Origin of the sequence: Pseudomaricurvus alcaniphilus (assembly GCF_011440395.1) — a bacterium.
GTDB lineage: Bacteria > Pseudomonadota > Gammaproteobacteria > Pseudomonadales > Cellvibrionaceae > Pseudomaricurvus > Pseudomaricurvus alcaniphilus.
In genome coordinates this window covers 104,872-130,525 of record NZ_JAAOIX010000003.1, presented here as the reverse complement: position 1 = coordinate 130,525, position 25,654 = coordinate 104,872, and the positions used below count along the sequence as shown (strand labels likewise).

21 protein-coding genes and 1 riboswitch are annotated in these 25,654 nt (G+C 59.4%); of the genes, 13 read left to right on the top strand and 8 right to left on the bottom strand.

The annotated features are described in order from the left end of the window. The first annotated feature begins 188 nt into the window (after positions 1–188). The gene (locus tag G8764_RS08950; RefSeq protein WP_166164164.1) at positions 189–422 is read left to right on the top strand and encodes a hypothetical protein; all 234 of its coding nucleotides are present in this window, start codon (positions 189–191) and stop codon (positions 420–422) included. Positions 423–586: 164 nt separating this feature from the next. After that, a complete protein-coding gene (locus tag G8764_RS08945) occupies positions 587–2,626 on the top strand; it encodes a VacB/RNase II family 3'-5' exoribonuclease (RefSeq protein ID WP_166164283.1) in 2,040 nt (679 codons plus the stop codon). Positions 2,627–2,735: 109 nt separating this feature from the next. Here G8764_RS08945 and nhaA read toward each other — a convergent pair whose 3' ends face one another. Beyond that, positions 2,736–4,127 carry a Na+/H+ antiporter NhaA gene (gene nhaA / locus G8764_RS08940; protein WP_166164282.1) on the bottom strand — a complete coding sequence of 464 codons (1,392 nt, stop codon included), beginning with the start codon at positions 4,125–4,127 and terminating at the stop codon, positions 2,736–2,738. Positions 4,128–4,266: 139 nt separating this feature from the next. After that, a riboswitch (TPP riboswitch) is annotated at positions 4,267–4,370 on the top strand. A 64-nt stretch (positions 4,371–4,434) separates the two neighbouring features. Between nhaA and G8764_RS08935 the strand changes: the two genes are divergently transcribed. The 5 genes from G8764_RS08935 to G8764_RS08915 all read left to right on the top strand — a co-directional run bounded on the left by G8764_RS08935 (position 4,435) and on the right by G8764_RS08915 (position 11,920). Continuing rightward, positions 4,435–6,573, top strand: a complete 2,139-nt coding sequence (locus tag G8764_RS08935) for a TonB-dependent receptor domain-containing protein (RefSeq protein ID WP_166164281.1) — start codon at positions 4,435–4,437, stop codon at positions 6,571–6,573. 7 nt (positions 6,574–6,580) lie between these two features. Next, the gene (locus tag G8764_RS08930; protein ID WP_166164280.1) at positions 6,581–6,829 is read left to right on the top strand and encodes a hypothetical protein; all 249 of its coding nucleotides are present in this window, start codon (positions 6,581–6,583) and stop codon (positions 6,827–6,829) included. Next, the gene (gene pnuC, locus G8764_RS08925; protein ID WP_166164279.1) at positions 6,830–7,459 is read left to right on the top strand and encodes a nicotinamide riboside transporter PnuC; all 630 of its coding nucleotides are present in this window, start codon (positions 6,830–6,832) and stop codon (positions 7,457–7,459) included. Then, positions 7,452–8,279: a phosphotransferase gene (locus tag G8764_RS08920; protein ID WP_166164278.1), complete on the top strand. Its 828-nt coding sequence runs from the start codon at positions 7,452–7,454 to the stop codon at positions 8,277–8,279. Before pnuC ends, G8764_RS08920 begins: the two co-directional genes overlap by 8 nt. 344 nt (positions 8,280–8,623) lie before the next feature. Beyond that, on the top strand, positions 8,624–11,920 hold the full coding sequence (locus G8764_RS08915) for a sensor domain-containing diguanylate cyclase (RefSeq protein ID WP_166164277.1): 3,297 nt from the start codon (positions 8,624–8,626) through the stop codon (positions 11,918–11,920). Between the two features lie 10 nt (positions 11,921–11,930). Here G8764_RS08915 and G8764_RS08910 read toward each other — a convergent pair whose 3' ends face one another. After that, complete coding sequence (locus G8764_RS08910; RefSeq protein WP_166164276.1) at positions 11,931–13,364, bottom strand: S8 family serine peptidase; 1,434 nt, start codon at positions 13,362–13,364, stop codon at positions 11,931–11,933. A 130-nt stretch (positions 13,365–13,494) separates the two neighbouring features. Between G8764_RS08910 and G8764_RS08905 the strand changes: the two genes are divergently transcribed. From G8764_RS08905 to G8764_RS08885, 5 genes are all read left to right on the top strand, one after another. Next, on the top strand, positions 13,495–13,986 hold the full coding sequence (locus G8764_RS08905; protein WP_166164275.1) for an RNA polymerase sigma factor: 492 nt from the start codon (positions 13,495–13,497) through the stop codon (positions 13,984–13,986). Then, on the top strand, positions 13,983–14,702 hold the full coding sequence (locus G8764_RS08900) for a hypothetical protein (RefSeq protein ID WP_166164274.1): 720 nt from the start codon (positions 13,983–13,985) through the stop codon (positions 14,700–14,702). Before G8764_RS08905 ends, G8764_RS08900 begins: the two co-directional genes overlap by 4 nt. A gap of 70 nt (positions 14,703–14,772) precedes the next feature. Beyond that, positions 14,773–15,303: a CC0125/CC1285 family lipoprotein gene (locus tag G8764_RS08895; RefSeq protein ID WP_166164273.1), complete on the top strand. Its 531-nt coding sequence runs from the start codon at positions 14,773–14,775 to the stop codon at positions 15,301–15,303. 425 nt (positions 15,304–15,728) lie between these two features. Beyond that, positions 15,729–16,295 carry a CC0125/CC1285 family lipoprotein gene (locus tag G8764_RS08890; protein WP_166164272.1) on the top strand — a complete coding sequence of 189 codons (567 nt, stop codon included), beginning with the start codon at positions 15,729–15,731 and terminating at the stop codon, positions 16,293–16,295. A 221-nt stretch (positions 16,296–16,516) separates the two neighbouring features. Continuing rightward, positions 16,517–17,380 carry a PA4780 family RIO1-like protein kinase gene (locus G8764_RS08885; RefSeq protein ID WP_166164271.1) on the top strand — a complete coding sequence of 288 codons (864 nt, stop codon included), beginning with the start codon at positions 16,517–16,519 and terminating at the stop codon, positions 17,378–17,380. Between the two features lie 260 nt (positions 17,381–17,640). Here the strand turns inward: G8764_RS08885 and G8764_RS08880 are convergent, their stop codons facing one another. Further along, positions 17,641–17,832: a CPXCG motif-containing cysteine-rich protein gene (locus G8764_RS08880; protein WP_166164270.1), complete on the bottom strand. Its 192-nt coding sequence runs from the start codon at positions 17,830–17,832 to the stop codon at positions 17,641–17,643. Positions 17,833–18,110: 278 nt separating this feature from the next. Between G8764_RS08880 and G8764_RS08875 the strand changes: the two genes are divergently transcribed. Continuing rightward, positions 18,111–19,874, top strand: coding sequence for an acyl-CoA dehydrogenase family protein (locus tag G8764_RS08875; RefSeq protein ID WP_166164269.1), 1,764 nt, complete (start codon positions 18,111–18,113; stop codon positions 19,872–19,874). 27 nt (positions 19,875–19,901) lie between these two features. Here the strand turns inward: G8764_RS08875 and G8764_RS08870 are convergent, their stop codons facing one another. The 5 genes from G8764_RS08870 to oadA all read right to left on the bottom strand — a co-directional run bounded on the left by G8764_RS08870 (position 19,902) and on the right by oadA (position 25,647). Continuing rightward, on the bottom strand, positions 19,902–20,801 hold the full coding sequence (locus G8764_RS08870; protein WP_166164268.1) for a LysR family transcriptional regulator: 900 nt from the start codon (positions 20,799–20,801) through the stop codon (positions 19,902–19,904). Positions 20,802–20,933: 132 nt separating this feature from the next. Continuing rightward, positions 20,934–21,788, bottom strand: a complete 855-nt coding sequence (locus G8764_RS08865) for a transglutaminase family protein (protein ID WP_166164267.1) — start codon at positions 21,786–21,788, stop codon at positions 20,934–20,936. Positions 21,789–21,954: 166 nt separating this feature from the next. After that, positions 21,955–22,377, bottom strand: a complete 423-nt coding sequence (locus G8764_RS08860; protein WP_166164266.1) for a hypothetical protein — start codon at positions 22,375–22,377, stop codon at positions 21,955–21,957. 151 nt (positions 22,378–22,528) lie between these two features. Continuing rightward, entirely contained in the window at positions 22,529–23,842 is a 1,314-nt protein-coding gene (locus G8764_RS08855; RefSeq protein WP_166164265.1) for a sodium ion-translocating decarboxylase subunit beta, read from the bottom strand. Positions 23,843–23,859: 17 nt separating this feature from the next. Beyond that, complete coding sequence (gene oadA / locus G8764_RS08850; protein ID WP_166164264.1) at positions 23,860–25,647, bottom strand: sodium-extruding oxaloacetate decarboxylase subunit alpha; 1,788 nt, start codon at positions 25,645–25,647, stop codon at positions 23,860–23,862. Between the last annotated feature and the right edge of the window lie 7 nt (positions 25,648–25,654).

Below are 25,654 nucleotides of genomic sequence, written 5' to 3'. Positions count from 1 at the left end.
GAACAGCGCCTGGGCCTCGCAGCAATACTCCGTTTCCGGGCACCAGCCGCAAAAAACAAAATATGGCGTCGCAATCAACACCCTAATGGAAAAAGCCAAACCCTGGGCTAGAGTTAAAATATTCGCTCGGCACTGGCAGTGAGCCAACCGCGGCGACCCCGGCAACAAACTGCAGCTTCAGGAGATTTATGGACAAGGGCAAAACCTTTGTAAACCGTCGCAAGGGAACAGACCGACGTTATGACAGCGATCCCTGCCGGGATATTCCGCTGGACCTCTATCACCGCAAGCGCCGCAAGCGCACCGAACGCCGGGCCGAACGCACCCTGGTGGAAGATTATTACGCTTTTATCCAGGCCAGTTCACCGAGCGATAGCAGCACAGATAACAGCATTGACAACAACCCGGAGAGCAAACAATAGCCTCACCCTGTGGTTACCCGTTGCAATTCCCATTTAATGCCGGCAGCGCCGTCATTCTCACCAGTTAATCCCCAAAGCCGCTTTTATTTTGCTATGATTGCGCCGCAAAACCGCGGCTCACCCCAGTCATTCAACCCACCTTCACCGAAGAACAGCGACTCTCCATGCTTGATCCCAACGCCCTGCAGCAACTCTCACAATTGAAACAAGACATTCGCGCTGACAAAAACCTGTTTAACGGTACGGTCAGGGGCAGTCAGGGGCGCTTTGGCTTCGTCACCCTGGACGATGGCAGGGAGGCATTCCTGGCACCCACCGAGATGGCTCGCGTATTGCCCGGTGACCGGGTGGAGGTCAGCGTCACCGAGAAAAAGGTGGCCAACGGCAGCAGCAAGATCGAAGTGGTACTGGATAAATTGCTCTCATCCACCACCCAAAAACTGGTGGGCCAATATGTCGTGCGGGGCAAAGGGCATTTTGTCGCGGTGGATATGCCGCAATTAAATCGCTGGGTGTTTATTCCCCCCAAAGCTCGCGGCAAGGCTGGAGCGGGCGATTACCTGCTCTGCAAACTCACTCGCCATCCATTTGCCGACGGCAAGGGCCAGGCGAAAATCCTGGAAATCCTTGGCAAACCCTCCACCCCCGGCATCGAGCACAAGATCACCTGCCTCAAGCACGATCTGCCCTGCCACTGGCCCAAAGAGGTTCAGCAACTGACTGACACCCTGGCCCACACGCCACCAACCGGGCTCACCGGCGACCAGCAGCGCCGCGATTTACTCGACCTGCCATTTGTCACCATCGATTCCGCCAGCACCCTGGACATGGACGATGCCCTGCACGCTGCAGAGACCGAGTCGGGCTGGCGCTTAACCGTGGCGGTGGCCGACCCCAGTGCCAGCATCGCCGCCAACAGCCCCATTGACCGGGCCGCCCGCGAGCGCGCCAACACCGCTTACCTGCCCGGCGGCGCCCTCACCATGCTGCCCGAAGCGCTGTCGCACGATACTTTTTCCCTGCTGGCCGAAGTGCCGCGGCCGGTGCTGTTATGTCATATGGACGTCAGCCACAGCGGCGCCATCGAACACTATCAATTCGAGTTTGGGCTGATCAAATCCCGCCATAAGCTCAGCTATCAACAGGTGGCGGCTTACCTAGACCAACAACAAAATGAGGCCTGCCCCCCAGACTGCCAGCCCCTGCTGCAATGCCTTGCAGCCTGCAGCAGCGCCCTCAACGGATTCCGCCGGCAGCATATGCTACTGATGGAGGAGCGCGACGATTATGACATTGTCGTCGATGCCGACCTGCACATTGCAGAAATCCTGCGGCAGTCGCGCAATAGCGCCCAGCAGATAGTGGAAGAGGCCATGCTGGCCACCAACCGCAGCGCGGGCGAACTGTTCGTCAAACACCCCAACTCAGGCATATTCTCCACCCACGCCGGCTTCCGGCCAGAAAAGCTTGCCGCCATCAAGACCACCCTGGAAGCGGACTACCCTGAACTGGCCAGCATCGACCCGTCCCAACTGGACGGCTACCTGGAGTTAATTCGGGCGCTGCAGGCGCGGCCGGATGCCGCCACCCTGCTGGCCGCTTTCCGGCTTATGCTGCAGGCCGGCCAATTGAGCCTGGAACCCCGGCCCCATCTCGGCCTGGGCATGCACCATTACGCCACGGTCACCTCCCCGATTCGCCGCTACAACGACCTGCACAACCATCGCGCCATTCGCGCCATACTGGCCGGCACCAAGCCGCCCGCACTCACGGCGGAAGACCTGGTCGACATGCAGAGCCGTATCGGCTCCACCCGCATGGCCAGTCGCGACCTGGAACAGTGGCTCTACTGTCTCTTTATGCAGCAGCACCAGGACAAGGCGCTGGCCGGCCACATTTTTCGCGTCACCTCCCAGGGAGTCATGGTCAAGCTCGACGACTGGGGCATAACCGGTTTTGTAAAACTCGACCCCAAGCAGCACAAGTTCGACGAACTGCGCATGACAATGACCCGGGAGAGTATCACCTACACGCTGAACCAACCGGTGACAGTCAAACTGGAGAGTATCGACCTGGACAAGAAGCGACTAAGTTTTTGCTGGGCTGAGAATACTGTGACCGCAAGCACACCTATCGAGAGCACAAGCACCGATAGCACTGAGACTAATAGCACAGAGACCGACAATCCAAAGGCAGCCAGCTAGCGGCCGACTTGCGCCAAAAGTCTCCCGCAGACCATTGCCACCGCGAAAAGAGCGCCGGGCACCCGGCGCCACGGCAACTGCAGCCGCTGGCGCCCAACCGGCGTGGCGTCTAGGCGAGCTTTTGCCCGCAGCGACGCAACCAAAAGTAGCCGGCCAATCCGGCCAACAGGGACGCCACCAAAATGCCCAGCTTGGCCGTATTTAGCGCCGCCGGCATTTCCTCGAAGCCCATGCTGCTGATAAACATCGACATGGTGAAGCCGATACCGCCGAGCAATCCCAGTCCCACCACATGGCTCATCTGCAAGCCTGCCGGCAGCTGACCGAGTCCCAAACGCAGCGCCACCCAGGTAAACAGGGGGATCCCCACTCCTTTGCCCAGCACCAGGCCGAGCACCACCCCCAACGCAACAGAGTTGATCTGCGACTCCTGCAGTGCGTCCAGGTGCAATTCGATACCGGCGTTGGCAAAGGCAAAAATGGGTAACACCAGCAGCGCCACCGGATACTCCAGCACACGCTCCCAACGCCGCAACGGGGTGGTGGCTTTCTCCGCCGCCGCCTGCATGGATTCCAACACCGCATGCTGCTCGGCCTCGGCCAGCATTGGCCCCGGACCGTCCTTGCGGCGCTCGAGGCGCTCAAACTTGCTCACCAACTCAGTGACCCGTTGCAGGAACCAGCCCGGCTTGCGCTTTGGCCGCGCCGGCACGGTCGCAGCGATCAGGATGCCGGCCACCGTGGCGTGAATCCCGGAGCCCAGCATCGCCCCCCAGAGCAGGGTTCCAACTCCCAGGTACACCCAGGGATTGCGCACGCCAATGACATTGAGCAGGATCAGCAGTAGCAGCAGCCCCGCACCAACCCACAGATTCAGCAGATTGATAGAATCCGAGTAAAACAGTGCTATCACCAGGATCGCACCCAGGTCATCAATTATGGCGAGGGCGACCAGAAAGGTGAATGCGGTCGCCGGGATGCGACGCCCCAGAAACGCCAGCACACCAATAGCAAAAGCCGTATCCGTGGCCATGGGTATGCCCCACCCCTGGACATAGGCGGTGCCCGCATTAAACCCGTAATAAATCCCGGCCGGCACCAGCATCCCCCCCAATGCAGCCGCCATTACCGGCACCAACACCTGCACCTGTTTGATTTCTCCCACCAGCATTTCGCGCTTGATTTCCAGCCCCAACAGGAAGAAGAAAATCGTCATCAGACCATCGTTGATCCAGTGCTTGCTGCCCATCACCAGCGACCAGTCACCCACAACTATGCCCAGAGGCAGGTGCTGCCAGGCGTGGTAGTGAGATGCGAGTCCGGAATTGGCGATCACCAGCGCAACCACGGTGGCCAGGATCAGCACCAGGCTACTGGTAGTTTGATTTTTGATAAATTGCTGGAACGGCGAGAGGATTTTTTCCAGCCCCTGCTCGATTGCGGTTTGCTCTGACTCAGACTGGTTGTGATTGTGCCTGGGGTTGTGCTTGTGGTTGTGCATTTTACTCCATGTGTTCGAATAGGATATGGCTCGGGCCGGATGCGGCCATGTTGTTGCCTGCACCCCAAGCTTGCCAGTGTTGGCGACGAATTCCAACCGCCCTCTATTGAGGCTTGGGGCTGAAGGGCATAGAATGGCGACCTGTCCTAAGGGGGGGTAATGCACCTGAGATGCGGCACGCGCCGCAGACCCTTTGAACCTGATCCGGATAATACCGGCGTAGGGATAGGAAAATACATAAAGCACCATGTATTCACCCTTACTAATACGCACGCATCCGGGTCTCTATGATAATTGGAGACCAATCGTGAAACACACCTTCCCCGCCCTGCTGGCGCTGGCCGCTTGCAGTTGCGCCTTTGCCGCTGAACCCCTGCCCATTGTCAATGTCACAGCCGATTTCCGCGACGTGCCCGACACCGAGTTTGCCAGCAGCATCACCGTAATCGGCGGCGCCGAGGTGATCGCCCGCGACGCCCGCCACCTGGAAGAACTGCTCAACCTGGCCCCCAATGTCAATTTTGCCGCCGGCGCTTCCCGCGGTCGCTTCTACCAGGTGCGCGGCATCGGTGAGCGCAGCCAGTTCGTGGATCCCATCAACCCCTCCGTGGGCCTGATGATCGACGGTGTCAACTTCAGCGGCCTGGGCAACGCCGGTACCCTGCTCGACGTGCAGCAGGTGGAAGTCCTGCGCGGGCCCCAGGGGACCCGTTTTGGCGCTAACGCGTTGGCGGGTATGATCAATATCCGCTCCAACGAGCCCACCGAGGAATTCGAGGGGTCCGTCAGTGCCGGCGTGGGCAACTACGACAGCTACGTCGCTTCAGCAGTGCTGAGTGGCCCACTGGCGCAAGACCTGCTCGGCCGCCTGGCCGTGCAGCAATACCGCAGCGACGGCTTTATCGAAAACGATTATCTCGGCCGCGACGATACCAATGACCGCGACGAACTCACCCTGCGCGGCAAGTTGCTGTGGCAGGCCAGCGATCGACTGACCCTCGACACCACCCTGACCCTGATCGATGTCGACAACGGCTACGATGCCTTCTCCCTCGACAACAACCGCCACACCCTGTCCGACCAGCCGGGCGTCGACACCCAGCAGACCCATGCCTTGGCACTGCACGCCGACTGGAACGCCAACGCCCGTTTCCGGGTTGATGCCACCCTGGCGGTGGAACAGACCGAAGTCGAGTACGGCTACGACGAGGATTGGACCAATACTGAAATTTGCGAGGGTTTAGCCTGCGATTCTGACGACTGGGGCTTCGACTGGTGGTATTCCAGCACCGACACCTACTTTCGCGAGCGCGATTCGCTGCAATTCGACCTGCGCCTGATCTCTACTGAAGACGGCAAATTGTTTGGTCAGCTGGAATGGGTCACCGGCCTCTACGCCATCGACCAGCGCGAAGATCTGCGACGGGAATTCTTCGACTGGGACCTGGGCAGCCCCACTACCTTTGCCAGCCAGTACGACAGCACTCGCATCGCCTGGTACGGCGAACTGGCTGCCCCTTTAAGCGAGCGCTTGACCCTTAGCACCGGGATCCGGGTCGAAGATTTCAGCAGTGACTACGACGACCTGCGCGGTGTCAGCGCCAGCCCCGATGAAACCCTCTGGGGCGGCGAAATCAGCCTGGAATTCCAGGCCGACGATAACACTATGATTTACGGATTGGTCTCTCGGGGATTCAAAACCGGCGGTGTCAATGGCGACGCCCTCGGCAAGGCGGAACAAAACAACTTTGACCCGGCTGTAATTGGCTTTCTCAACAGTCGCCTGGTATTTGACACCGAAGTCGCCCACAACTTCGAAGTCGGCCTCAAGGGCGATTACCTGCAGGATCGCTTGCAACTGCGCCTGGCGGCCTTCCATATGGAGCGCGACCACGTGCAGCTCAAGGGCTGGTACAACGAAGGGCCACTGTTTGTGGGCTACACCGACAACGGCGCTGCCGGCACCAATCGCGGCCTGGAATTGCAAGCCGGTTTCCAACCCATCGATACGCTCAACCTGTTCGCCGCCATCGGTTGGCTGGACACTGAAATCGAGGACTTCTTTATTCTCGACGGCGACACCCTGATCAACCAAACCGGCCGCGACCAGGCGCACGCGCCCCATTACCAGTTCAACATTGGAGCCGATCTGCAGCTCAACTCCGCGCTCGCGGCGCGCATCGAGCTCGACGGTCGCGACAGTTTTTATTACTCCGACAGCCACGACCAGCAGTCCAAGTCCTACGCCCTGCTGCACGCCAGCATCACCTACACCCTGGGCGATCTGGTCCTGCGGCTGTGGGGGCGCAACCTCACCGACAAGGACTACACCGTGCGCGGCTTCTACTTTGCCAACGACCCGCGCGAATTCTACGAAGACGACCAGGCCTACACCCAACTGGGCGACCCGCGCACCTGCGGCCTAACCGCCACCTACAACTTCTGAGGTCACTATGAAACTGAGTGCTGAAATCACCATGTACCCGCTGCAGGAAGACTACCGCCCGCGCATCCGGGCATTTATCGACGAACTGGCGCACAACACCAGTGTCAAGCGAGAGACATTTCCCACCTGCACCGTTCTCACCGGCGACTACGACGAGCTGATGCAACTCCTCGGCGACACCATGAAATGGAGCCACGACACCCTCGGCAAGGCAGCCTTCGTGGTCAAGTTCCTGCCCGGTTACGAGGCGCTCTAAATGTCCGCCTGGCAGGACGCGTTGCAAACCGCCTGGCAGGCCATGTCGGGCTGGGAGTTGGTCGCGGTCGTGTTGGCCATTGCCTATTTGCTGCTGGCCATGCGCGAGAACATTCTCTGCTGGTATGCGGCGCTTATCAGCACCGGCATCTACCTGTTCCTGTTCTGGGACGTCAGTCTGCTGATGGAATCCGCCCTGCAGGTGTACTACCTGGCCATGGCCGTTTACGGTTGGTACCAGTGGAAATACCGGCTCGTGGCCAGCGCTGCCAGCAACGAGTCGGGCATTTCCACATGGCCCCTGCGCAAGCACGGGATCGCCGTCACTGCTGTGCTGCTGATTAGCCTGTGCAGCGGTTACCTGTTGCAAAACCACAGCAGCGCCGCCCTGCCCTTCCTCGATTCGTTTACCACCTGGGGGGCGGTACTCACCACCTATATGGTGACCAAGAAAATCCTTGAAAACTGGATTTACTGGCTGGTTATCGACGGCCTGTCAATCTACCTGTATCTCGACCGCGGCCTCTACCTGACCGCACTCCTGTTTGTCGCCTATTTGGTAATCTGTGTATTTGGTTTTGTCAGCTGGTTAAAACACTACCAGCGCCACAACCTGCCTGCCTATGGCTGAGCTAGAGGCCGATATTTTATCCAGCTGGGTCAATTGGGACGCCGACCTGGTGACCCGGCCGGAACTGGTGCACGCCCTGAGCGGCGGCAGCAGCCACAGCAGTTTCCTGGTTTCCGGCCTCTCCAGCCGCGGCAGCACCGACTATTTTGTGGTGCGGGTCGAAAACAGTCACAACCGACAGCTGGCCATGCCAGTCCACCAGGAAGTGGCACTAATGCGCTGGGCCAAGGGCCTCGCGCCACAAGTCGTGTTTCAAAACTCACTGCTGCTGGTTAGCGCCTATATCGAGGCACCCCAGTGGACACCTCCCGGCCAGTTACGCACCATCGCCACCGGTCTGCGCGAACTGCATAACCTGCCGCCACCAGCGGGCCTGGCCGATTTTGATCTGCTCCAACACTGCGACGTTTACTGGACCCAACTGGGCCAGCCACAGCGGCACCACGATTTTTATCGTGCCTGGCGCGACCAGCTGGACGAGGTTTTGCGCAGCTACCCGGACCGGTGCCTCTGCCACAACGACCTCAACCCCGGCAATATGCTGCTGCATGACTCGACCCTGGTGCTGCTCGACTGGGAATACGCAGCCATCAACTCCCCCTGGTTTGATCTCGCCTCGCTGGCTGAGTTTGGCCAACTGGATCAGCGCGACCTGCAACTGTTAAGCCAGCACTACGGACCTGACTCCGACCTGCACGCCATCGAACAGTTTCGGCCGGTGGTACGCCTGCTGGAGTGGCTGTGGCTGTCACTGCAGGGAGCCACCGAGCTGGCCGAGCACAGCCGCCAGCGATTATTGCAGCTGCAGTACTTGCAATAACAGCACCTGCAATAACAGCCGCAACAGCAACAAGCGCCACAATTGCGATAAAAATACGGACAGGAAATTGCGACGAAATTGCCGCCAGAGTTGCAAATATGGCCAACCACAATGATATAAACGCCAACTTTAGCGATATTTACAAAGGCGACTTTGCGCGACCTTTTGGGCTTGGCTAGTATTAAGGCTAGATATCGCGACCTGCTCGCCAGATTGCGCCTTTCAGTTCAGGAACCCCGGCCAATGAAGGCTTTTTTTGAGCACAGCGACAGGTCTTCGAACAGGTCAGCAAGCTGGGATCATACGGCAAACACCATCAACACCAATTGCCAGTACCTAAACCAATGATCGCAACCTCCCCCGTAGTGATCACCGCAGCGGTTGCGTTAAGCTACTTTGCGCTGGGTATGGTGGGCCAACTGCTGGCCATTCCCCCGGGCTATGCCACCGTGTTTTGGCCTGCCTCGGGCGTCGCACTTGGGGCCACGCTGCTCTGGGGCAGAACCGCGCTGCCCGGTGTATTTCTGGGCTCGCTGCTGGTCAACCTCTATATCTCCAGCGCTGCCGGCAACCTGCTGCAACAATTTATCTTGCCGGCCACAATTGCGGCCGGAGCAGCGTTGCAGGCACATGTTGGTGCATATCTTTGCCGCCAGGCAGTGGGCTTTCCATTCAAGTTTCACCGCGTCGAAATGGTGCTGCGCTTTATCGCGGTGGGCGGCCCTCTCGCCTGCCTGGTCAACTCCACCCTCAGTTGCGGCGCCCTGGTGCTGTTTGCTGTCATGCCCGTGACCGACTTTGCCTGGAACTGGTTTAACTGGTGGCTGGGAGACTCTGTCGGCGTATTGGTTGCAATCCCCTGGCTGTTACCTTGGCTGCCAAAATTGTCCAGCGTGCGTCTGCCCAAACGCAGCCAGCTGCTGGCATCCATGCTCTGCATTGTCATTATCACGGCAGGCTTTTGTTACACCATTACCCGCATAGAAATGACTCGCCAGGCCGATGAGTTCAACAACCACACCAACCTGCTGGCGCAATCGCTGCAAACTCGAGTCGACGCCGCCATCAGTATCCTGCATGGCCTGGCGGGCTTTATCGCCGCTACCGACCAGCTGACGCCGGAGAAATTCCGGGCTTACAGCCAGGCCAACCTCGCCAACGAGTCCTGGTTGCACGGTCTGTCCTGGAACACGGTACTCCCGGGAACAGAACTGGCTAGCTTCAACCGCCATATGCAGCAGCTCTACCGTGACTGGCAGATTGATTTCGACACCTACCAACAGGGCCCTGACGACAGTCGCCGGCCGCTTATTCCGGCGGCGCGCCATGCCGTGGTCAGCTTTGTGGAGCCGTTGGCACCCAATATCCGGGCACTGGGGTTCGATACCTGGTCCCACCCCTCCAGGCGGCAGGCTTTGGAGCGGGCAATCGCCCAGCGCGCGCCAGCGGTGACCAAGCCCATCACCTTGGTACAGGAACAGGGAGACCAGGCCGCGGTGCTGATCTACTTACCTGTATTCACAGAGCCGGGGCAAGGGGGCGATGCAAACCTGTCCGGTTTCGCCACCGCCATTATGAAAGTAGGCAATCTTGCCAACAGCGCTTTTCGTGCCGGGCCACTGCCCCAGAGTGAGCTGGCACTTATCGACCCCGCCGCCGAGGCGAGCAAGCAGATAATGTTTTACCGCGGCGGCGCCCGGCGCGGCACAGTTGCCAGTCATGCTTTTACCGAGGCCAGCACCTTTCCCCTGCGCCGCGCAGCGCCCATCACCATCGGCAACTACCATTGGCTGCTGGTCCAGGGCAGCCATTCGGTGTTTATTTACCAGCCCTGGGGAGTGCACATCCTTATTCTGGCAGCGCTAATCCTGGCCGCGATCCTGAGCTGGTTTATGATCATTGTCACCGGCCACACCACAGAAGTGGAACGTGAAGTTGAGCATCGCACCCGAGAGCTTAATGAAACCAATCGCCTGTTCAATGAAGCCGAGAAAATTGCCCATATTGGCCACTGGCAATGGGACCTCGCCGACGACGACTTCTGGTGCTCCAGGGAGACATACCGAATTATGGAGGTCGACCCCAACAGTGACCAGCTTGACCGCAAACAGTTCTGGGCACTGGTACATCCGGACGACCGCGACAAGGTAACCGAGGCCTTGCAGCGGTGCAGAGGCGGTGGCCGCAGTTACCAGCTGGAACACCGCCTGGTTACTGCCAGCGGCGAGGAGAAAGTCCTATACCAACAGGGTAATGCCGTCCTCGACAAGCATGGCGAAGTGGCCAGTATCATCGGCATTTCTCAGGACATTACCCAGCGCAAGGAGGCCGAAATGGCCCACCTGCTGGTGGAGCAGGAAAATATCTATCGGCAGATGTTCCAGCAGAACACCGCCATTAAAATCATGGTCGATCCCGACGATGGCCGGGTTGTCAACGCCAACCCCGCAGCCTGCCGCTACTATGGCTACGACCTGGAGTCATTCAAGCAGTTGCGAATGGCCAATATCGTCGTCAATGACGAGGCGGAACTCGAGCAGGAGCGACTGGCCGCGGCGCAGGAGGGGCGGGAATTTTTGCGAGTTAAACATCGCACCGCCAACGGCCGCGTTCACGATGTAGAGGTACATAACGGCCTGATCCTGATCAATAAAAAGACGTTCACCTATTCCGTAATCGTCGACGTAACGGAACGCAACAACTACGAGCGCCAGCTGCGGGTGACCGCCCGGCAACTGGAGTTAGGCCACAAAAAATTGTCTGAAATTGTTCGGGCCACCGACGTCGGAACCTGGGAGTGGATCATCGATACCGGTGAAATATTTATCAATTCCCGTTGGGCCGAGATTATCGGCTACGACTTGAACGAGCTGAAACCGCTGACCATCAAATCCTGGACCCAACTCTGCCACCCGGATGACAACGCCTCATTCCGGCTGGCCATCAACCGCGCTTTTAGCGGGTCGAGCAAGTATTACGAATGCGAATATCGCATGCGCCACAAGGATGGCCATTGGGTCTGGGTGATGGACCGTGGCAAAGTCATCGAGTGGCACTCCGAAAACCTGCCCTGGCGGATGACCGGCACCCACACCGATATTTCACCGCGCAAACTGCGGGAACTGGAGATCGAGCGGCTGGCCACCACCGACACACTGACCGGCCTGGCCAACCGCAACTACCTCAACCAGTGCCTGGCCGATACGATCAAGGTGGCGCAGAGGAACAACCGCGAGTTTGCCTTGATGGCCCTGGACCTCGACGGCTTCAAAGAGGTCAATGACAGTTACGGACACCCGGCAGGTGATGCACTGCTGCAAAGTGTCGCCAAGGACCTGACCAGTACTGTGCGTGAATCCGACGTGGTCGGGCGCTTTGGCGGTGATGAATTTATGATCATACTCACCACCATGGAAGACTTTGACGGTATCGAAGGCCTGGCCAGCAGGATTCTGGAAAAGGTGCAAGCGACTAAAAACATCTGTGGCCATACCATTGAAGTTGGGGTCAGCATCGGCATCAGCACCTACCCGGCCAACGGTGTTACCCAGGCGGACCTGATCAAGTCTGCCGACAGTGCCCTGTATCGCTCGAAAAACGCCGGCAAGAACACCTATCACTTTTTTACTGCAGAGGCCTGACCAGCCGCCGTCAGCGCGGCAGCAAGCCGTAACCAAATACAGAGTCGCGGCCCGGCTCGCCCAGATCGGTTGCCCGCCCTCGCAGCACAGCCATTGCCCGACTCAGCTCGCCCCCCGCCGCACTGAGCGCACAGGCCAGGTGCGCGGCGACCACTGGTGTCGCCATGGACGTGCCGGACTCGCGCCCGATGCCACCGTCACTGCGCGCGGTAACGATGGAAACCCCCGGGGCTGCAAAGTCCACCTGGTCGCCGCGGTTGGCCCAGCGATAGATACGCTGTTCCCCGTCCACCGCGGTTACCCCGACCACCGCGGGATAAGCCGCCGGATACAAGGGCGGAGCCGCCGGCCCCTGATTGCCCACCGCCGCGACCAGGGTAATATTGCGCTCAGCCAGGGATTCCACGGTGCGCTGCAGGATTACATTGGGCGGCCCCGCCAGGCTCATGTTAATGACTTGCAGCCGCTGTTGCGCCAGCCAACCGAGGGCTTGCACCAGGTGCATCAGTGTCGCGCCCTGCTCATAGGCATCGCGGGAATAAAATACCGAAGCGGCCTTTAGTCGCACCGCGGGCAACAGCGGCTGCAACTCGGCACTGCTGCCAGCCAGCAATCCCGCCACGGCAGTGCCGTGGGCCTGGGGCTGGCCCATAGACTCCGGCAAAAAGGCCCGCTGCTCAACCTGTGCCCCCGCCAGCGCCGGATGCTGCAGATTCACTGCGGTATCGATCATGCCCAATTCCAGCGGCTCCGCGCACAGGCTGCCATCATTGGCTGCGGCCGCGGCGGTATTTACGGGCATGCTTACGGGCGTGTTTACGGGATTGTTTACAGGGGCGCTTGCGCCAGTGGACGCCTGGGTGGCATAGACGTGATTGCGCCCCAGCCGGGCAACAACAGCGGCCGGCAGGCGTTGCTCCAGCTCCGCCAGGGAGTCAATCGTTGGACTGACCCGCAGCCTGGCCACGGCCAGGCCCAGCGAATCGATACGCTGCAGCTCCAGCACTTCCACCCCGGCCAGTTGTAACCCCTGCCATTGGTCTGGATCCACCAGCAGTAACCACTCCCGCTCGACCGCGCGCCAGCCGTTGGCCAACCGGACTTCAGTCAATGCCACCTTGCCCTGCAGGTCCGCTATCGGCCGCGCCGACAACACCTTATCCAGGCGTTCTTGCACACCGGCGGCGAGCTCACCGGCGGTATCGGCCAGCGCTCCAGCTTCGGAGTCGGCGGCCAGCTCCGCTGCCGGCAACTGTTGTTTGGCGACCTCATCGCGGGCCGCGGCGGTGCTCTTTTCCGCCTCTTTTCGGGCGCGCTGCAAACTGCCGTCGATGCCACCGGTGGGTAACCGGCCACCATCCAGCAGGCCGCCACCAAGCAATTGCGCCTGGGCCGGCAGCCGGGTAAAAATCAGTAATAGTACCGTTATTGCCAATATCTTCATGGTAACCTGCGCCTCCGCTTTTCAGTATCAATATAAAGATCAACGGATCAACCGCAAAAAAATTTCATTTGTCCTGGAATATATTCCTGCCCCAACCGTCAACCCTGTAAAACCAAGGGAATTCAGTGTTATGCAAGAAGAAATCGTAAAGTTAGCGCCGGCTGTGCGCCGCTTCGCTTACTCCCTGACCGGCTCGACCCACGATGCTGACGACCTGCTGCAAAGCACCGTCGAGCGGGTCCTGAGGAGTCCGGCCCCTGAGGGTGTGGAACTGGCCAAATGGATGTTTCGCATCTGCCGCAACCTCTGGGTGGATGAATACCGTTCGCGCAAGGTGCGCCTCAACGCGGCCGCCGACCCGGAGCTGCAAGAGAGCCAGATAGTGGACGGTGAGCGGGCCATCTGCGGCGAGATCACCATTCGCCAGGTCGATGCCGCCATGCGCCAACTGCCGGACGACCAGCGCTCTATTCTATCACTGGTCGCACTGGAGGGGCTGTCCTACAAGGAGGTGGCGAGCACCCTGGACATCCCCGCTGGCACCGTCATGAGCCGTTTATCTCGCGCCCGCGCCGCCCTCAGCAAGATTCTGAATTTAAACGCCACCGGAGTAAACGCATGAACATTACCGATACCATGCTGAGTGCATTTCTCGATGCCGAATTAGCAGAAGCCGAGATGGAACAGGTTCGGAGTGCCCTGGCAGAAGATGAACACCTGGCCGACCACCTGGCCGAACTGGCCATGGTCGACCAGTTGGTGCGAGATACCTACGCCCCCATCGAACAGCTGCCCATACCCGAGCTGGCACTTTCCCCAGCAGCACCGACCGGGGCCACCGCCCAGATCATCGCGTTGCCGCTCTGGCGAAGAGCGAGCCGAGCCCTGCAACGACCCATGGCCGCAGCCGCCGCCGTTGCCCTCGCCATCGGTCTGGTTATCAACATCGAGCGCGGCGAGAACGGCGCCGCGGATGGCAGTTGGGAGCAAGTGGCTGCCAGTCTGGAGACCGGTCGCAGCGGTATTCGCCAGCAGTTGGCGGACGGCAGCGAGGTATTGCCGCAGTTGAGCTTCGTCAACCACGACGGCGAATACTGTCGTCAATTCTATCGTGCCGGGGGCGGCAGCGCCGCACAGGGTATTGCCTGTCGCGATGCCGACGGCTGGCAGTTGCGCAACTCGGTCCCGGTACAACCCTTGACCACAGCGGATAGTTACCAGACAGCAACCGCACACAATGTGCTGGAGCAGTTACTGGACGACATGATTGCCAGCGGGCCACTGGATGCCGACGGGGAAGCCGCGGCCATCGCCAGTCAATGGCAGCCCGTACCTTGAACCCCGGTCTGTGAATCACCACCTATAACCGCAACTGTACAAAAAATTAATCCCTTAATGGAGTCTCACCATGAAATCTGCAACTTTCGTATTTGCGCTACTGACCCTCACCCTGGCTGCCTGCAGCAGCACTCACCCCTACAAGCAGGCGCAGGGTTCCGGCTACGGCTACAAGGAGACCGCCCTCAGCGCAGACCGCTACCGCGTCCACTACAAGGCTCGCGGTAATGACACCGCCGAAGCCATGGACATGGCCCTGCTGCGCGCTGCTGAACTGACCCTGCTGCAGGGCTACGACTGGTTTGTGGTCGTCAACCGCGAGCAAATGACTGAGCACAACCGCGATCATCACACCGGCAGCAGTATCGGCGCCAGCCGCCAGCAGGAAGTGGTGCGCGACTGCGGCCTGCTCGGCTGCACTACTCGCACTCGCCCCAGCACCCGGTATGACGTGGGGGTCAGCGTTGGCGACGGCAGCGGTCGCAACGAAACCGAAAGCGTCCTGGAGATCCGCCTGGGCAAAGGTGTGCGCCCGGAAGAAGGCGATAGCTACGACGCCTACGAAGTTTCCAAGCGCTTGAAAGCCGCCCACGGGGTGTAGCGCGCCCCGCCATTGTTAACGCCCCCGGGGGTGCCACACTCCCCGGGGGCATTTCGTTGTAAGCCTGTCACTTTTAGCCCTCAATCACCTCCCACCTCCGGCATCTCCGCACTGCCACAGCTACCGCCAGCGGTACTGCAGAGGGCCAGCACCCCAGGCAGTGCTGCTCAGCGCCGCCGCCATCCTCGTTCCGGCAGGCTCACCTGGGCCATTTCTTCCCGTGGGAAGCAGCCAACGGCGCAATCGCAAAAATAATTCATTTTTCCTGGAATAAACGCCTCCGCCACCCGTTAACCCATTAACAGCAGGGGAATTCGGTGGAACGCCGGCAGCAATGGCCAGCCACTGAGCTCCCAAACCAGCAACCCTGATGTTAGAAACTTGTTCTAGCAACAATGAACTCGAACCAGCCAAGGAAACTCACTATGAAAACTGCAACCCTTATCTTCGCTCTACTGACCGTCAGCCTGGCCGCCTGCAGCAGCACTCACCCCTACCAACGAGCCCAGGGCTCCGGCTTCGGTTACAAGGAGAGCGCCATCAGCACTGACCGCTATCGCGTCCACTACAAGGCCCGCGGTAATGACACCGCCGAGGCCATGGATATGGCCTTGTTGCGCGCCGCCGAACTGACCCTGCTGGAGGGTTACGACTGGTTCGTGGTGGTCGACCGCGAGCAAATAAGCGAGCGCAATCGCACTCATCACAGCGGCAGCAGCTTCAGTGGCAACAGCTTCAGCAGCTTCAGTGCCAGCCGCCAGCAGGAAGTGGTGCGCGACTGCGGTCTGCTCGGCTGCACCACTTACACTCGCCCCGGCACCCGCTACAGCATGGGCATCAACCTTGGCGACAACGCCGGCTACAACGGCGGCCGCAGCCACGTTGAGAGCATCCTGGAAATTCGCATGGGCAAGGGTGAGCGTCCCCAGCAAGGCGACAGCTACGCCGCTTACGAGGTCTCCAGGCGCCTGAAAGATGCCCACGAGGTGTAGAGAAGCTACGGCTTTATAGCCCTGACTCAGCTCATAGCGGCGCCGGGGCTTTCTTTTGTTCACTTCAGGAAGCAATACCTCAAGAAGTAATGCCAGCGGCAGCGACCACCGGGCTTGCGGCAATTTATAATCGGGCCGGGTAGAACCCCACAGCGGCGAGCAGCAGCCCCGTCGCAGCAGATTCAGTTCCATTAAGCGGGCAAATACTGTACAAAGACGCCATGAAAATCCCAAAAAGACTCCAGCCCTTGCTCGACGAGGGTCTCATTGACGAAGTTATCAGCCGCTTGATGAGCGGCAAGGAAGCCGACGTCTTCGTGGTGCGCTGCCATGCGGAGATTCGCTGCGCCAAAGTCTACAAGGAAGCCAGCAAACGCAGTTTCAAGAAAGCCGCGCTCTACCAGGAGGGGCGCAAGACCCGCAACAGCCGTCGCGCCCGGGCCATGGAAAAGGGCTCCAAATTTGGCCGCCGCCAGCAGGAAGAAACCTGGCACAACGCGGAGGTGGATGCACTTTACAAGCTCGCTGCCGCCGGAGTGCGGGTTCCCAAACCCCACGCCTGTGTCGACGGCGTGCTGCTGATGGAACTGGTCACCGACAGCGAGGGCGACGTCGCTCCGCGCCTGAGTGAGGTCAGCATGTCAGCCGAGCAGGCGCTGGAAGATCACGCCACGGTGATGCAGGATATCGTGCGCATGCTCTGCGCCGGCCTGGTCCACGGTGACCTGTCAGAATTCAATATTCTGGTGGATGACTACGGGCCGGTAATTATCGACCTGCCCCAGGCGGTGGACGCAGCGGCCAATAACAACGCCCGCGCAATGCTGGAACGGGATGTCAACAAGGTTACCAAGTACTACAGCGAGTTTGCGCCGGAACTCAAGGAGAGCCGCTACGCCAGCGAGATCTGGGCCCTGTATGAGGCCGGTGAATTGCACCCGGATATCGAGCTCACCGGCACCTGCGAGGAAAATACTGAGGCGGCCGATGTGGATGGTGTACTGCTGGAGATAAAATCCATTCTGGAAGAAGAACAGGCTCGCCAGGAGCGCCTGCGTGAGGCGGAACAAGCGCCAGATAACTGACGGATACTTTCCATTTCCGACGCCATTTCACTCCGACCGGGTCGGGCACTTACTTTAGACCGTCATCTCCGCGCAGGCGGGGATCCAGCGGCTCGGGATCCCTATAACGCCAGCTCCTGAACCCCTGGATGGCCGCCTGCGCGGGAATGGCTAGCCGGGTTGTTCGCAACTTTAGCAAGTGCCATTACACGCTGCCCCCATTTACACCTCCGGCCCCATATCCGCCGCGCTCGGCCGCCGGGCGCCATTCACCCACTCAGCTACTCATTTTCATGACTAACCACCACACTGGCGTCGCCGTCCGGGTCGACACTGACATCAAAGTTGATTGGCCGGCAGCACACCTGGCAATCTTCAATGTAGTGTTGCTCATCCACCGAGCAATCCACCAGCACAGTAATGGCTTCGCCGCAGTAGGGGCAGTGGATCCGATGGCTGGTCAATTCGTTCATTGGCTACTACCTCACCCGGTTGACTGACTCGATTTCAATGTTATTTGACCTCGCTGTGGATTGCCCGGCGGGCGGCCAGCCCTCATACTGATTATTTGGCCATCGGGTTATCCGGCTATACGCCTCTCGCACCCCGCCACCCATGGTCGGAACCAGCAGATAGGCTATCTGCCGGGGCAGCACCCGGTTCCCCGCACTGGCCGTTGGAGAAGAAACAAAACCATCGTTGTCGAACCGCAGTATATATTACTGCCTGTTTTTACCTACGGAGTAGCTGTATGAACAACTATAAAGCACCTGAACAGGAATTCCTGTTCCTGCTCAAAGACCTGCTCGACTACGACGCTCACTGCCAAATGCCCGGCTTTGAAGAGGCCACCACCGATATCGTCGAAACCATTATTCCCGAGGCGGCCCGCTTCTTTGAACAGGTGATTGCCCCCACCAACCGCAGTGCCGATCAACAGGGCAGCAAGCTGCACAATGGCACAGTGGTGCCACCGCCGGCGCTGGATGGTATCAGCCAGCAACTGGCGGAGTCCGGCTGGATCAGCCTCAACGCCGACCCCCGCTATGGCGGATCGGGTTTTCCCAACCTGGTGGGCGTGGCCATCAGCGAGATGCTGCAGAGCGCCAATATGGGCTTTAGTTTGATGCCGCTGTTGACTCACGGCGTTATCCACGCGCTGGGACTGTATGGCAGCGAGCAGCAAAAAGACACCTACCTGCACAACCTGGTCACCGGCAAATGGTCGGGCACCATGAACCTGACCGAACCCCAGGCCGGCACCGATCTCGGTGCAATCAAGACCCGCGCCATCCCCGAGGGCGACCACTACCTGATCAGCGGCCAAAAAATCTTTATCACCTGGGGCGACCATGAACTGACCGACAACATCATTCACCTGGTGCTGGCCCGCACCCCGGACGCACCGGAGGGTACCCGCGGCATCTCCATGTTTATTGTGCCCAAGTTCCTGCTCAACGAGGATGGCACGCCGGGGCCCCGCAACGACCTCAAGACCGTAGCGGTGGAACACAAGCTGGGTATCCACGCCAGCCCCACTTGTGTGTTGCAATACGGCGACAACGGCGGCGCCACAGGCTATCTGGTGGGCGAGGAAAACCAGGGTCTGGTGTATATGTTCGCCATGATGAATGAAGCCCGGCTGGCGGTCGGCCAACAGGGCGTATCTATCAGTGAGCGCGCCTTCCAGCAAGCCCTCGCCTACGCCAAAGACCGGGTCCAGGGGACTACCCCCGGTGCCAGCGAGCCGGCCAAAATCGTCGACCACCCGGATGTGCGCCGCATGCTGATGCAGATGCGGGCCCTGACCGAGGCCGGTCGCGCCATGTCCTTTTATGCCATCGCCGCTGAAGATCGCAGCTTTCGCCATCCCGATGAGCAAATTCGCCAGGCCAATACCGGCATCCTCGATGTCATGACCCCGCTGGTCAAGGGCTGGTGCACGGAGATGGGCATGGAAGTGACCTCCCTCGGGGTGCAGGTGCATGGCGGCATGGGCTTTATCGAGGAGACTGGTGCGGCCCAGCATTTTCGCGACGCCAGGATTTTACCCATCTACGAAGGCACTAACGGCATCCAGGCGCTGGATTTTATCGGCCGCAAATGCCTGCGCGATGGCGGCAAGGAAGTGCAGCGTTTAATCAGTGAAATGCAGCAGCTAAGCGCCGGTGCCGGGAAAGGGCTGCAGGAACTGCAGCACCAGACTGCAGCCGCCATCCGCCAGTGTGAAGAGGCATTGGCCTGGGTTTTAAAGCACCCTGAGGATGCCGGCGCGGTGGCCTATAACTTTATGATGCTGTTTGCGAACACCATGGGCGCTGTGCTCCTGACTCGCTCTGCAGTCATTGCCCAGGGCTACCTCGACCAATCCAGCCAGGACCCGTTCTATCGGCGCAAGATCGCCACTGCCCGGTTTTACGCAACCCAGGTATTGCCTCGCAACCTGGGCTATCTGGCAGCGCTCAAGGATGGCGCCGCAAATATCATGGCGCTGGCCACCGCAGAGCTGGAATAAATCCGACCAGGTTTATCGACTGGGCCGTCAGCCAACCAGTTCCTCGACCACCGCCTCGATGACGCCCTTCATCCACTGGATGGAGGGATCGTTGTCAGCACCCTTGTGCCAGAACAGATTCCAGTAGAGCATTTCCGCGGCAAACGGCAACGCTGAACTCTGCAGCGGCAAGCTGTCCACCAGCACCTTGGGCACCGTCCACAGCAAGTCAGTTTCCGCCACGATCCGCGCAGCCACCAGATAGTTCTGCACCCGCATTACCACCCGCCGGTTATATCCCAGTTTGTGCAGGGCGATGTCCATTTGCCCGCGGCCCTTGCGCCGGCTGGACACATGCACATGCTCGGCCGCCAAATAATCCGCCACTTGCAGGGGCCTGCCGGCGAGGGGGTGGCCCTGGCGCATGGCCACCACATAGGGCAGTTGCGCCAAGTGACAGCCGCCCAGTTCCTTGGCGTTTACCAGCGGGGCATCGAGCAATAGATCGATGGCACCGGCCTTCAACTCCTCGGCGGCGCTCTCGCGCTCGGAGTAATAACTGGTGATGGAGACCGCTGGAGCCAGCGGTTTTATCTTTTCCAAAATACGGGGCAGCAGCAGGGATTCAGCCAGCCCCATCATACTCAGGCGAAAGACTTTATCGGAGGTGGCCGGGTCGAACCGGGCGTTGGCCCCGACGCTGCGCTGTAATAGCGCCAGGGCCTGGCGCACATCGCTGGCAATACTCTCCGCCACAGGTGTCGGCGCCATACCCCCGGGGGTACGCACAAACAGTGGGTCGTCGAAGGTCTGGCGCAAACGGCTGAGGGCATTACTGACCGCTGGCTGGGTCAAATTGAGCAGCAACGCCACCTTGGTCACGCTGCGCTCCTTGTAGATGGCATCGAAGACAACAAACAGGTTCAAATCAATTTTATCAAGCCGCATAGTCCACTCGCTGCAGTTGCCGCTGCCTGCACGAGGCGGGTTCGGCATTTAGTTAGCGAATATTAACACACAGAAAAATAAATATTATTGATATCAGCCCCCTCCCCTGCAGCGGGCCGCCGGCGCGCCAGCCTATTTCAGTTCGGTTACCCAGACCCCCACATCCAGGCTGGCGCCGGGTGCACCAACATAGGCACCCGCCACTGGCGGCACCGATTGCGGTGAGCGCGCGACGGCAATGGGAATATGGTCGGCCCCCACCATCTCGCCGATGGTGGGGTCAAAGCCTTTCCAGCCTGCGCCCGGCAGCAGCACTTCGGCCCAGGCGTGGGTCGAGCCAAAATCGGTGGCCGACGGCGGGGTGTGCAGGTATCCACTGACGAAGCGTGCCGCCAGCCCCAGCCGTCGGGCCGCCTCCATAAACAAATAGGCGGAGTCGCGACAGGAGCCGCTGCCGAGCGCGAGAGTTTCCTCCGGCGCCTGCACCCCGGGCTCCTCCCGCAACTGATAAGTCAGGGACTGGTTGATGGTCTTGTTGAGGCGCTGCAACAGCGAGTAGGTTTCAATTTTCTCACCCGCCTGCCAAACCCCTGCCAGCCATGGCTTGAGGGTATCGACCGCCGGCTGCGTGGCAATCGCCAAATAAGGCGCCAGCACAAAGCGATCTTCTGCCTGATAGGCAAAGGGGTAATCCCGGGCGTAATCGGCGACCAGAAAATCCAGTGGCGCTTCGTTGTAATGCTGGATAATTACTTCGCTCTCTATCTTCAGCTGGTTGGTCGGCTCGCTAAAACTGGCCACCGCCACCGAGTTATCCTCGACGTCGCGCCGCCAGCGCAGAGTGGCTTTGGGGCTGATATCCAGGTTGGAAGACTCAATGCGCAGCTCGTGGCCTTCCCGGGGGCGCAACAACAGGGTATGAGGCTGTAACTGCACAACCTCGGGAAAGTTGTAATAGGTCCGATGCAAAATCTTGTAACGCCGCATATTGCCTCCTGGTTCGTATGCACCCCGGCTGGAAGGTTCCCCCAGCGCATTGGCTTGCGGCAGCGCATAGAGTTAACTCGTCAACAGCTGCCCTTCAATAGTCTCACTCACAGCGCCTGATGGATAGCACCGGGCACTGTGTTTTGCCAATTATTTCGGCTCGCGCCTATTGCAGCAGGAACAACGCCACACCCAGTAGCAGGGGCACGTGAGGAAAGGCTACCGTCGGTCGCAATGCCTGGCGGGCATAGGCCCGCAGCAGGCCCGCAAAGGAAGGTCGATTTTGCTGATATTGGCTGTTGAACTGCCAGGCGTGGCTGTCTCCGCCGTGCAATTGCGGCTTGTTGGAGAGCAAATTCTCAACCACCAGCAAGCGCGCATCGATACGCGACTGGAAGGTTTTCCAGATTGCATCCTGCACCCACAGTATAAGCAACAGCAAAAGCAGCCAGCCTCCCAGCTGTCCGGCGAGAAAGGTCGCCGCCGTGAGCACAATAGCCAGCAGCTTGATCAGCAGTGAATATTTTTCATAACTGTCAAATTGATTTTGCAGCAGGGCCCATTCGCTGGCCAAGTCAGAAGTATGCACGAGAGTATCCTGTCCTATTGTGGCAAACCAGGCGGCAAGCGACAAAAAAGCCCCACCATCGCTGGCAGGGCTTTTTTGTGCAGATCGTCCACCTCGGCAGCCAGCTTTGCTGGCGCAATCACTGGCTGTACTCGTTAGCAGCAGTCCGCCATTAACCGCCCATGCCCTGCACCATGGAAATCATCACGCCGGCCGCAACTGCCGAGCCGATAACCCCGGCCACGTTCGGCCCCATGGCGTGCATCAACAGGAAGTTGTGCGGGTTTGCCTCCAGACCGAGCTTGTTGGATACCCGCGCCGCCATAGGCACTGCGGAAACCCCGGCGGAACCGATCAACGGGTTTAGCTGCTGCTTGCTGAACTTGTTCATCAGCTTCGCCATCAATACCCCCATAGCGGTACCAATACCGAAGGCTACGATACCGAGCGCCAGGATACCCATTGTCTTGGGATCCAGGAATTTGTCCGCCGCCAGCTTCGAGCCCACCGATAGCCCGAGGAATATGGTGGTGATATTGATCAGGGCGTGCTGCGCGGTGTCGCTAAGACGATCCACCACACCACATTCCTTCATCAGGTTACCGAAACAAAACATGCCCAACAGTGGCGCCGCCGAGGGCAGGAACAGGGCCACCAGAATCAGCACCACCACGGGAAAGGTAATTTTTTCCCGCCGCGAAACGGTCCGCAACTGGGTCATAACGATCTTGCGCTCTTCCGCCGTGGTGAGGGCGCGCATAATCGGCGGCTGAATCAGGGGTACCAGTGCCATATAGGAATAGGCGGCGACGGCGATCGCACCCAGTAATTCCGGCGCTAACAGGGAGGACACATAAATCGCAGTGGGGCCATCGGCACCACCGATAATGCCGATCGCGGCGGCGTCGGCGACACTGAAATCCATCCAGCCCAGGTAACTCATGCCCACGGCTCCCAGCACCGTGGCAAAGATACCAAACTGGGCCGCAGCGCCGAGAAACAGGGTCTTGGGGTTCGCCAGCAGGGGGCCGAAATCGGTCATGGCCCCAACACCCATAAAAATCACTAATGGCGCCACACCGGAGGCGATTGCCACCGAGTAGAAGTTGTACAGCATGCCGTTGTTGAACCCCATGTCAGCCACCAGGTTGGCTATCACGCCGTGTTCGGCCGCGTTGAGGTGCTCAAAGGCGTACTTGATGTCCTTGGCGGTCTCCCACACTTCCAGCCCCATGGCCTGGGCCAGTGCCGACAGCACCTCGGGATTAGCGCTGCTGATGGCCGCCTCGGTTGCCGACAAAGCCAGGTCCGCTCCCGGGATATTGGCCAGGATGCCACCGAAACCGATGGGCACCAGCAGCAGTGGCTCAAAGTTTTTGTTGATGGCCAGATACAATAGCAACAAGCCAACGACAATCATCACCAGTTGGCCCGGTGCCATCAAATACAGGCCCGAGTCCTGCCAGAGTCCGATTAAATTATCCATTAATGCGTCTCCAGGACCTAAGCGATGGTAAGCAAGATGTCGCCGACGGATACCGAGTCGCCGACCTTGACGTTAACACTGGCGATAGTGCCGGTTTTGTTGGCGCGAATTTCAGTCTCCATTTTCATGGCTTCCAGCAGCACCACCAGATCACCTTCCTGCACGGCCTGGCCGGGAACCGCGTGTACCTTGAAGATGTTGCCCGCCAGCGGCGCCGGCAGCGGGTCACCCCCGCTGGGAACAGCACCGGCGCTGGCAGCCGGTGCTGCTGCGGCACCACCCACCGGCGCGATACCGGTCAGGTCTCCGCCGTTGGACACGGTTACCGTATAGCTGGCACCTTCCACCGTCACGGTGTAGACCTCCTCACCGGCATCGTTGGTAACCAGCGCGCTCTCCTTGCCCGTAGGCACCGGCTCGAAGGCGTCCGGGTTGCCGCGATTCTGCAGGAACTTGAGGCCAATCTGGGGGAACAGCGCGTAAGTCAGGACGTCGTCTATCTCGCCCTCGCCCTCCGTCAGGGCAATACCCTTTTCCTCGGCCAGCTGCTTCAGCTCCAGCGTCAACTTGTCCATCTCCGGTTTCAACAGATCCGCCGGCCGGCAAGTAATCGGCTCGGCACCATCCAGCACCCGAGCCTGCAATTCGGCGTTGTACGGCGCGGGAGCAGCGCCGTATTCACCCTTTAGCACTCCCTGGGTCTCTTTGGAAATCGACTTGTAACGCTCTCCGGTCAGTACATTCAGCACCGCCTGGGTACCGACGATTTGCGACGTGGGTGTCACCAACGGGATAAAGCCAAGGTCTTCACGGACCCGCGGAATTTCCGCCAGCACTTCGCCAAACTTGTCTTCCGCACCCTGGTCACGCAACTGGCTTTCCATATTGGTGAGCATGCCGCCGGGTACCTGGGCAGTCAAAATACGTCCGTCAATACCGCGCAATGAGCCTTCAAACTTGGCGTATTTCTTCCTGACTTCACGGAAATAGTTGGCAATCTCTTCCAGTTTGATCAGGTCCAGCCCCGTGTCTCGCTCGGTGCCCTGGAGAATGGCCACCACAGCTTCAGTAGGGCTGTGACCATAGGTCATGGACATGGAAGAAATTGCGGTATCGATATTGTCGATACCGGCTTCCACACACTTCAGTGCCGTCGCTGTGGAAAGGCCGGTGGTAGCGTGGCACTGCATATGGATGGGAATATCACAGGCGGCTTTCAACTTGCTGACCAGTTCAAAGCCCACGTAGGGCTTCAGCAACCCGGCCATATCCTTGATGGCAATGGAGTCTGCGCCCATGTCTTCGATGCGTTTACCCTGCTCTACCCACATATCAATGGTGTGCACGGGACTGATGGTATACGAAATTGTGCCCTGGGCGTGCTTACCCTGCTTTTTTACCGCTTTCAGCGCTGTCTCGATATTGCGCATGTCGTTCATGGCGTCGAACACGCGAAACACATCGACGCCGTTGGCGACACAGCGTTCGACAAACTTTTCCACCACATCATCCGCGTAATGCCGATAACCGAGAATATTTTGCCCCCTGAACAGCATCTGCATGGGGGTTTTGGGCATGGCTTTTTTCAGCTCGCGAATCCGAACCCAGGGGTCTTCACCGAGATAGCGAATACAGGCATCGAAGGTGGCGCCGCCCCAGGTTTCCAGCGACCAGAAACCAATATCATCCAGTTTACTGGCAATGGGAAGCATATCGTCGAGACGCATACGGGTGGCAAACAGGGATTGATGCGCATCGCGTAACACGACGTCAGTGATACCAAGCGGTTTTTTGTTTTCACTCATTGGAGTA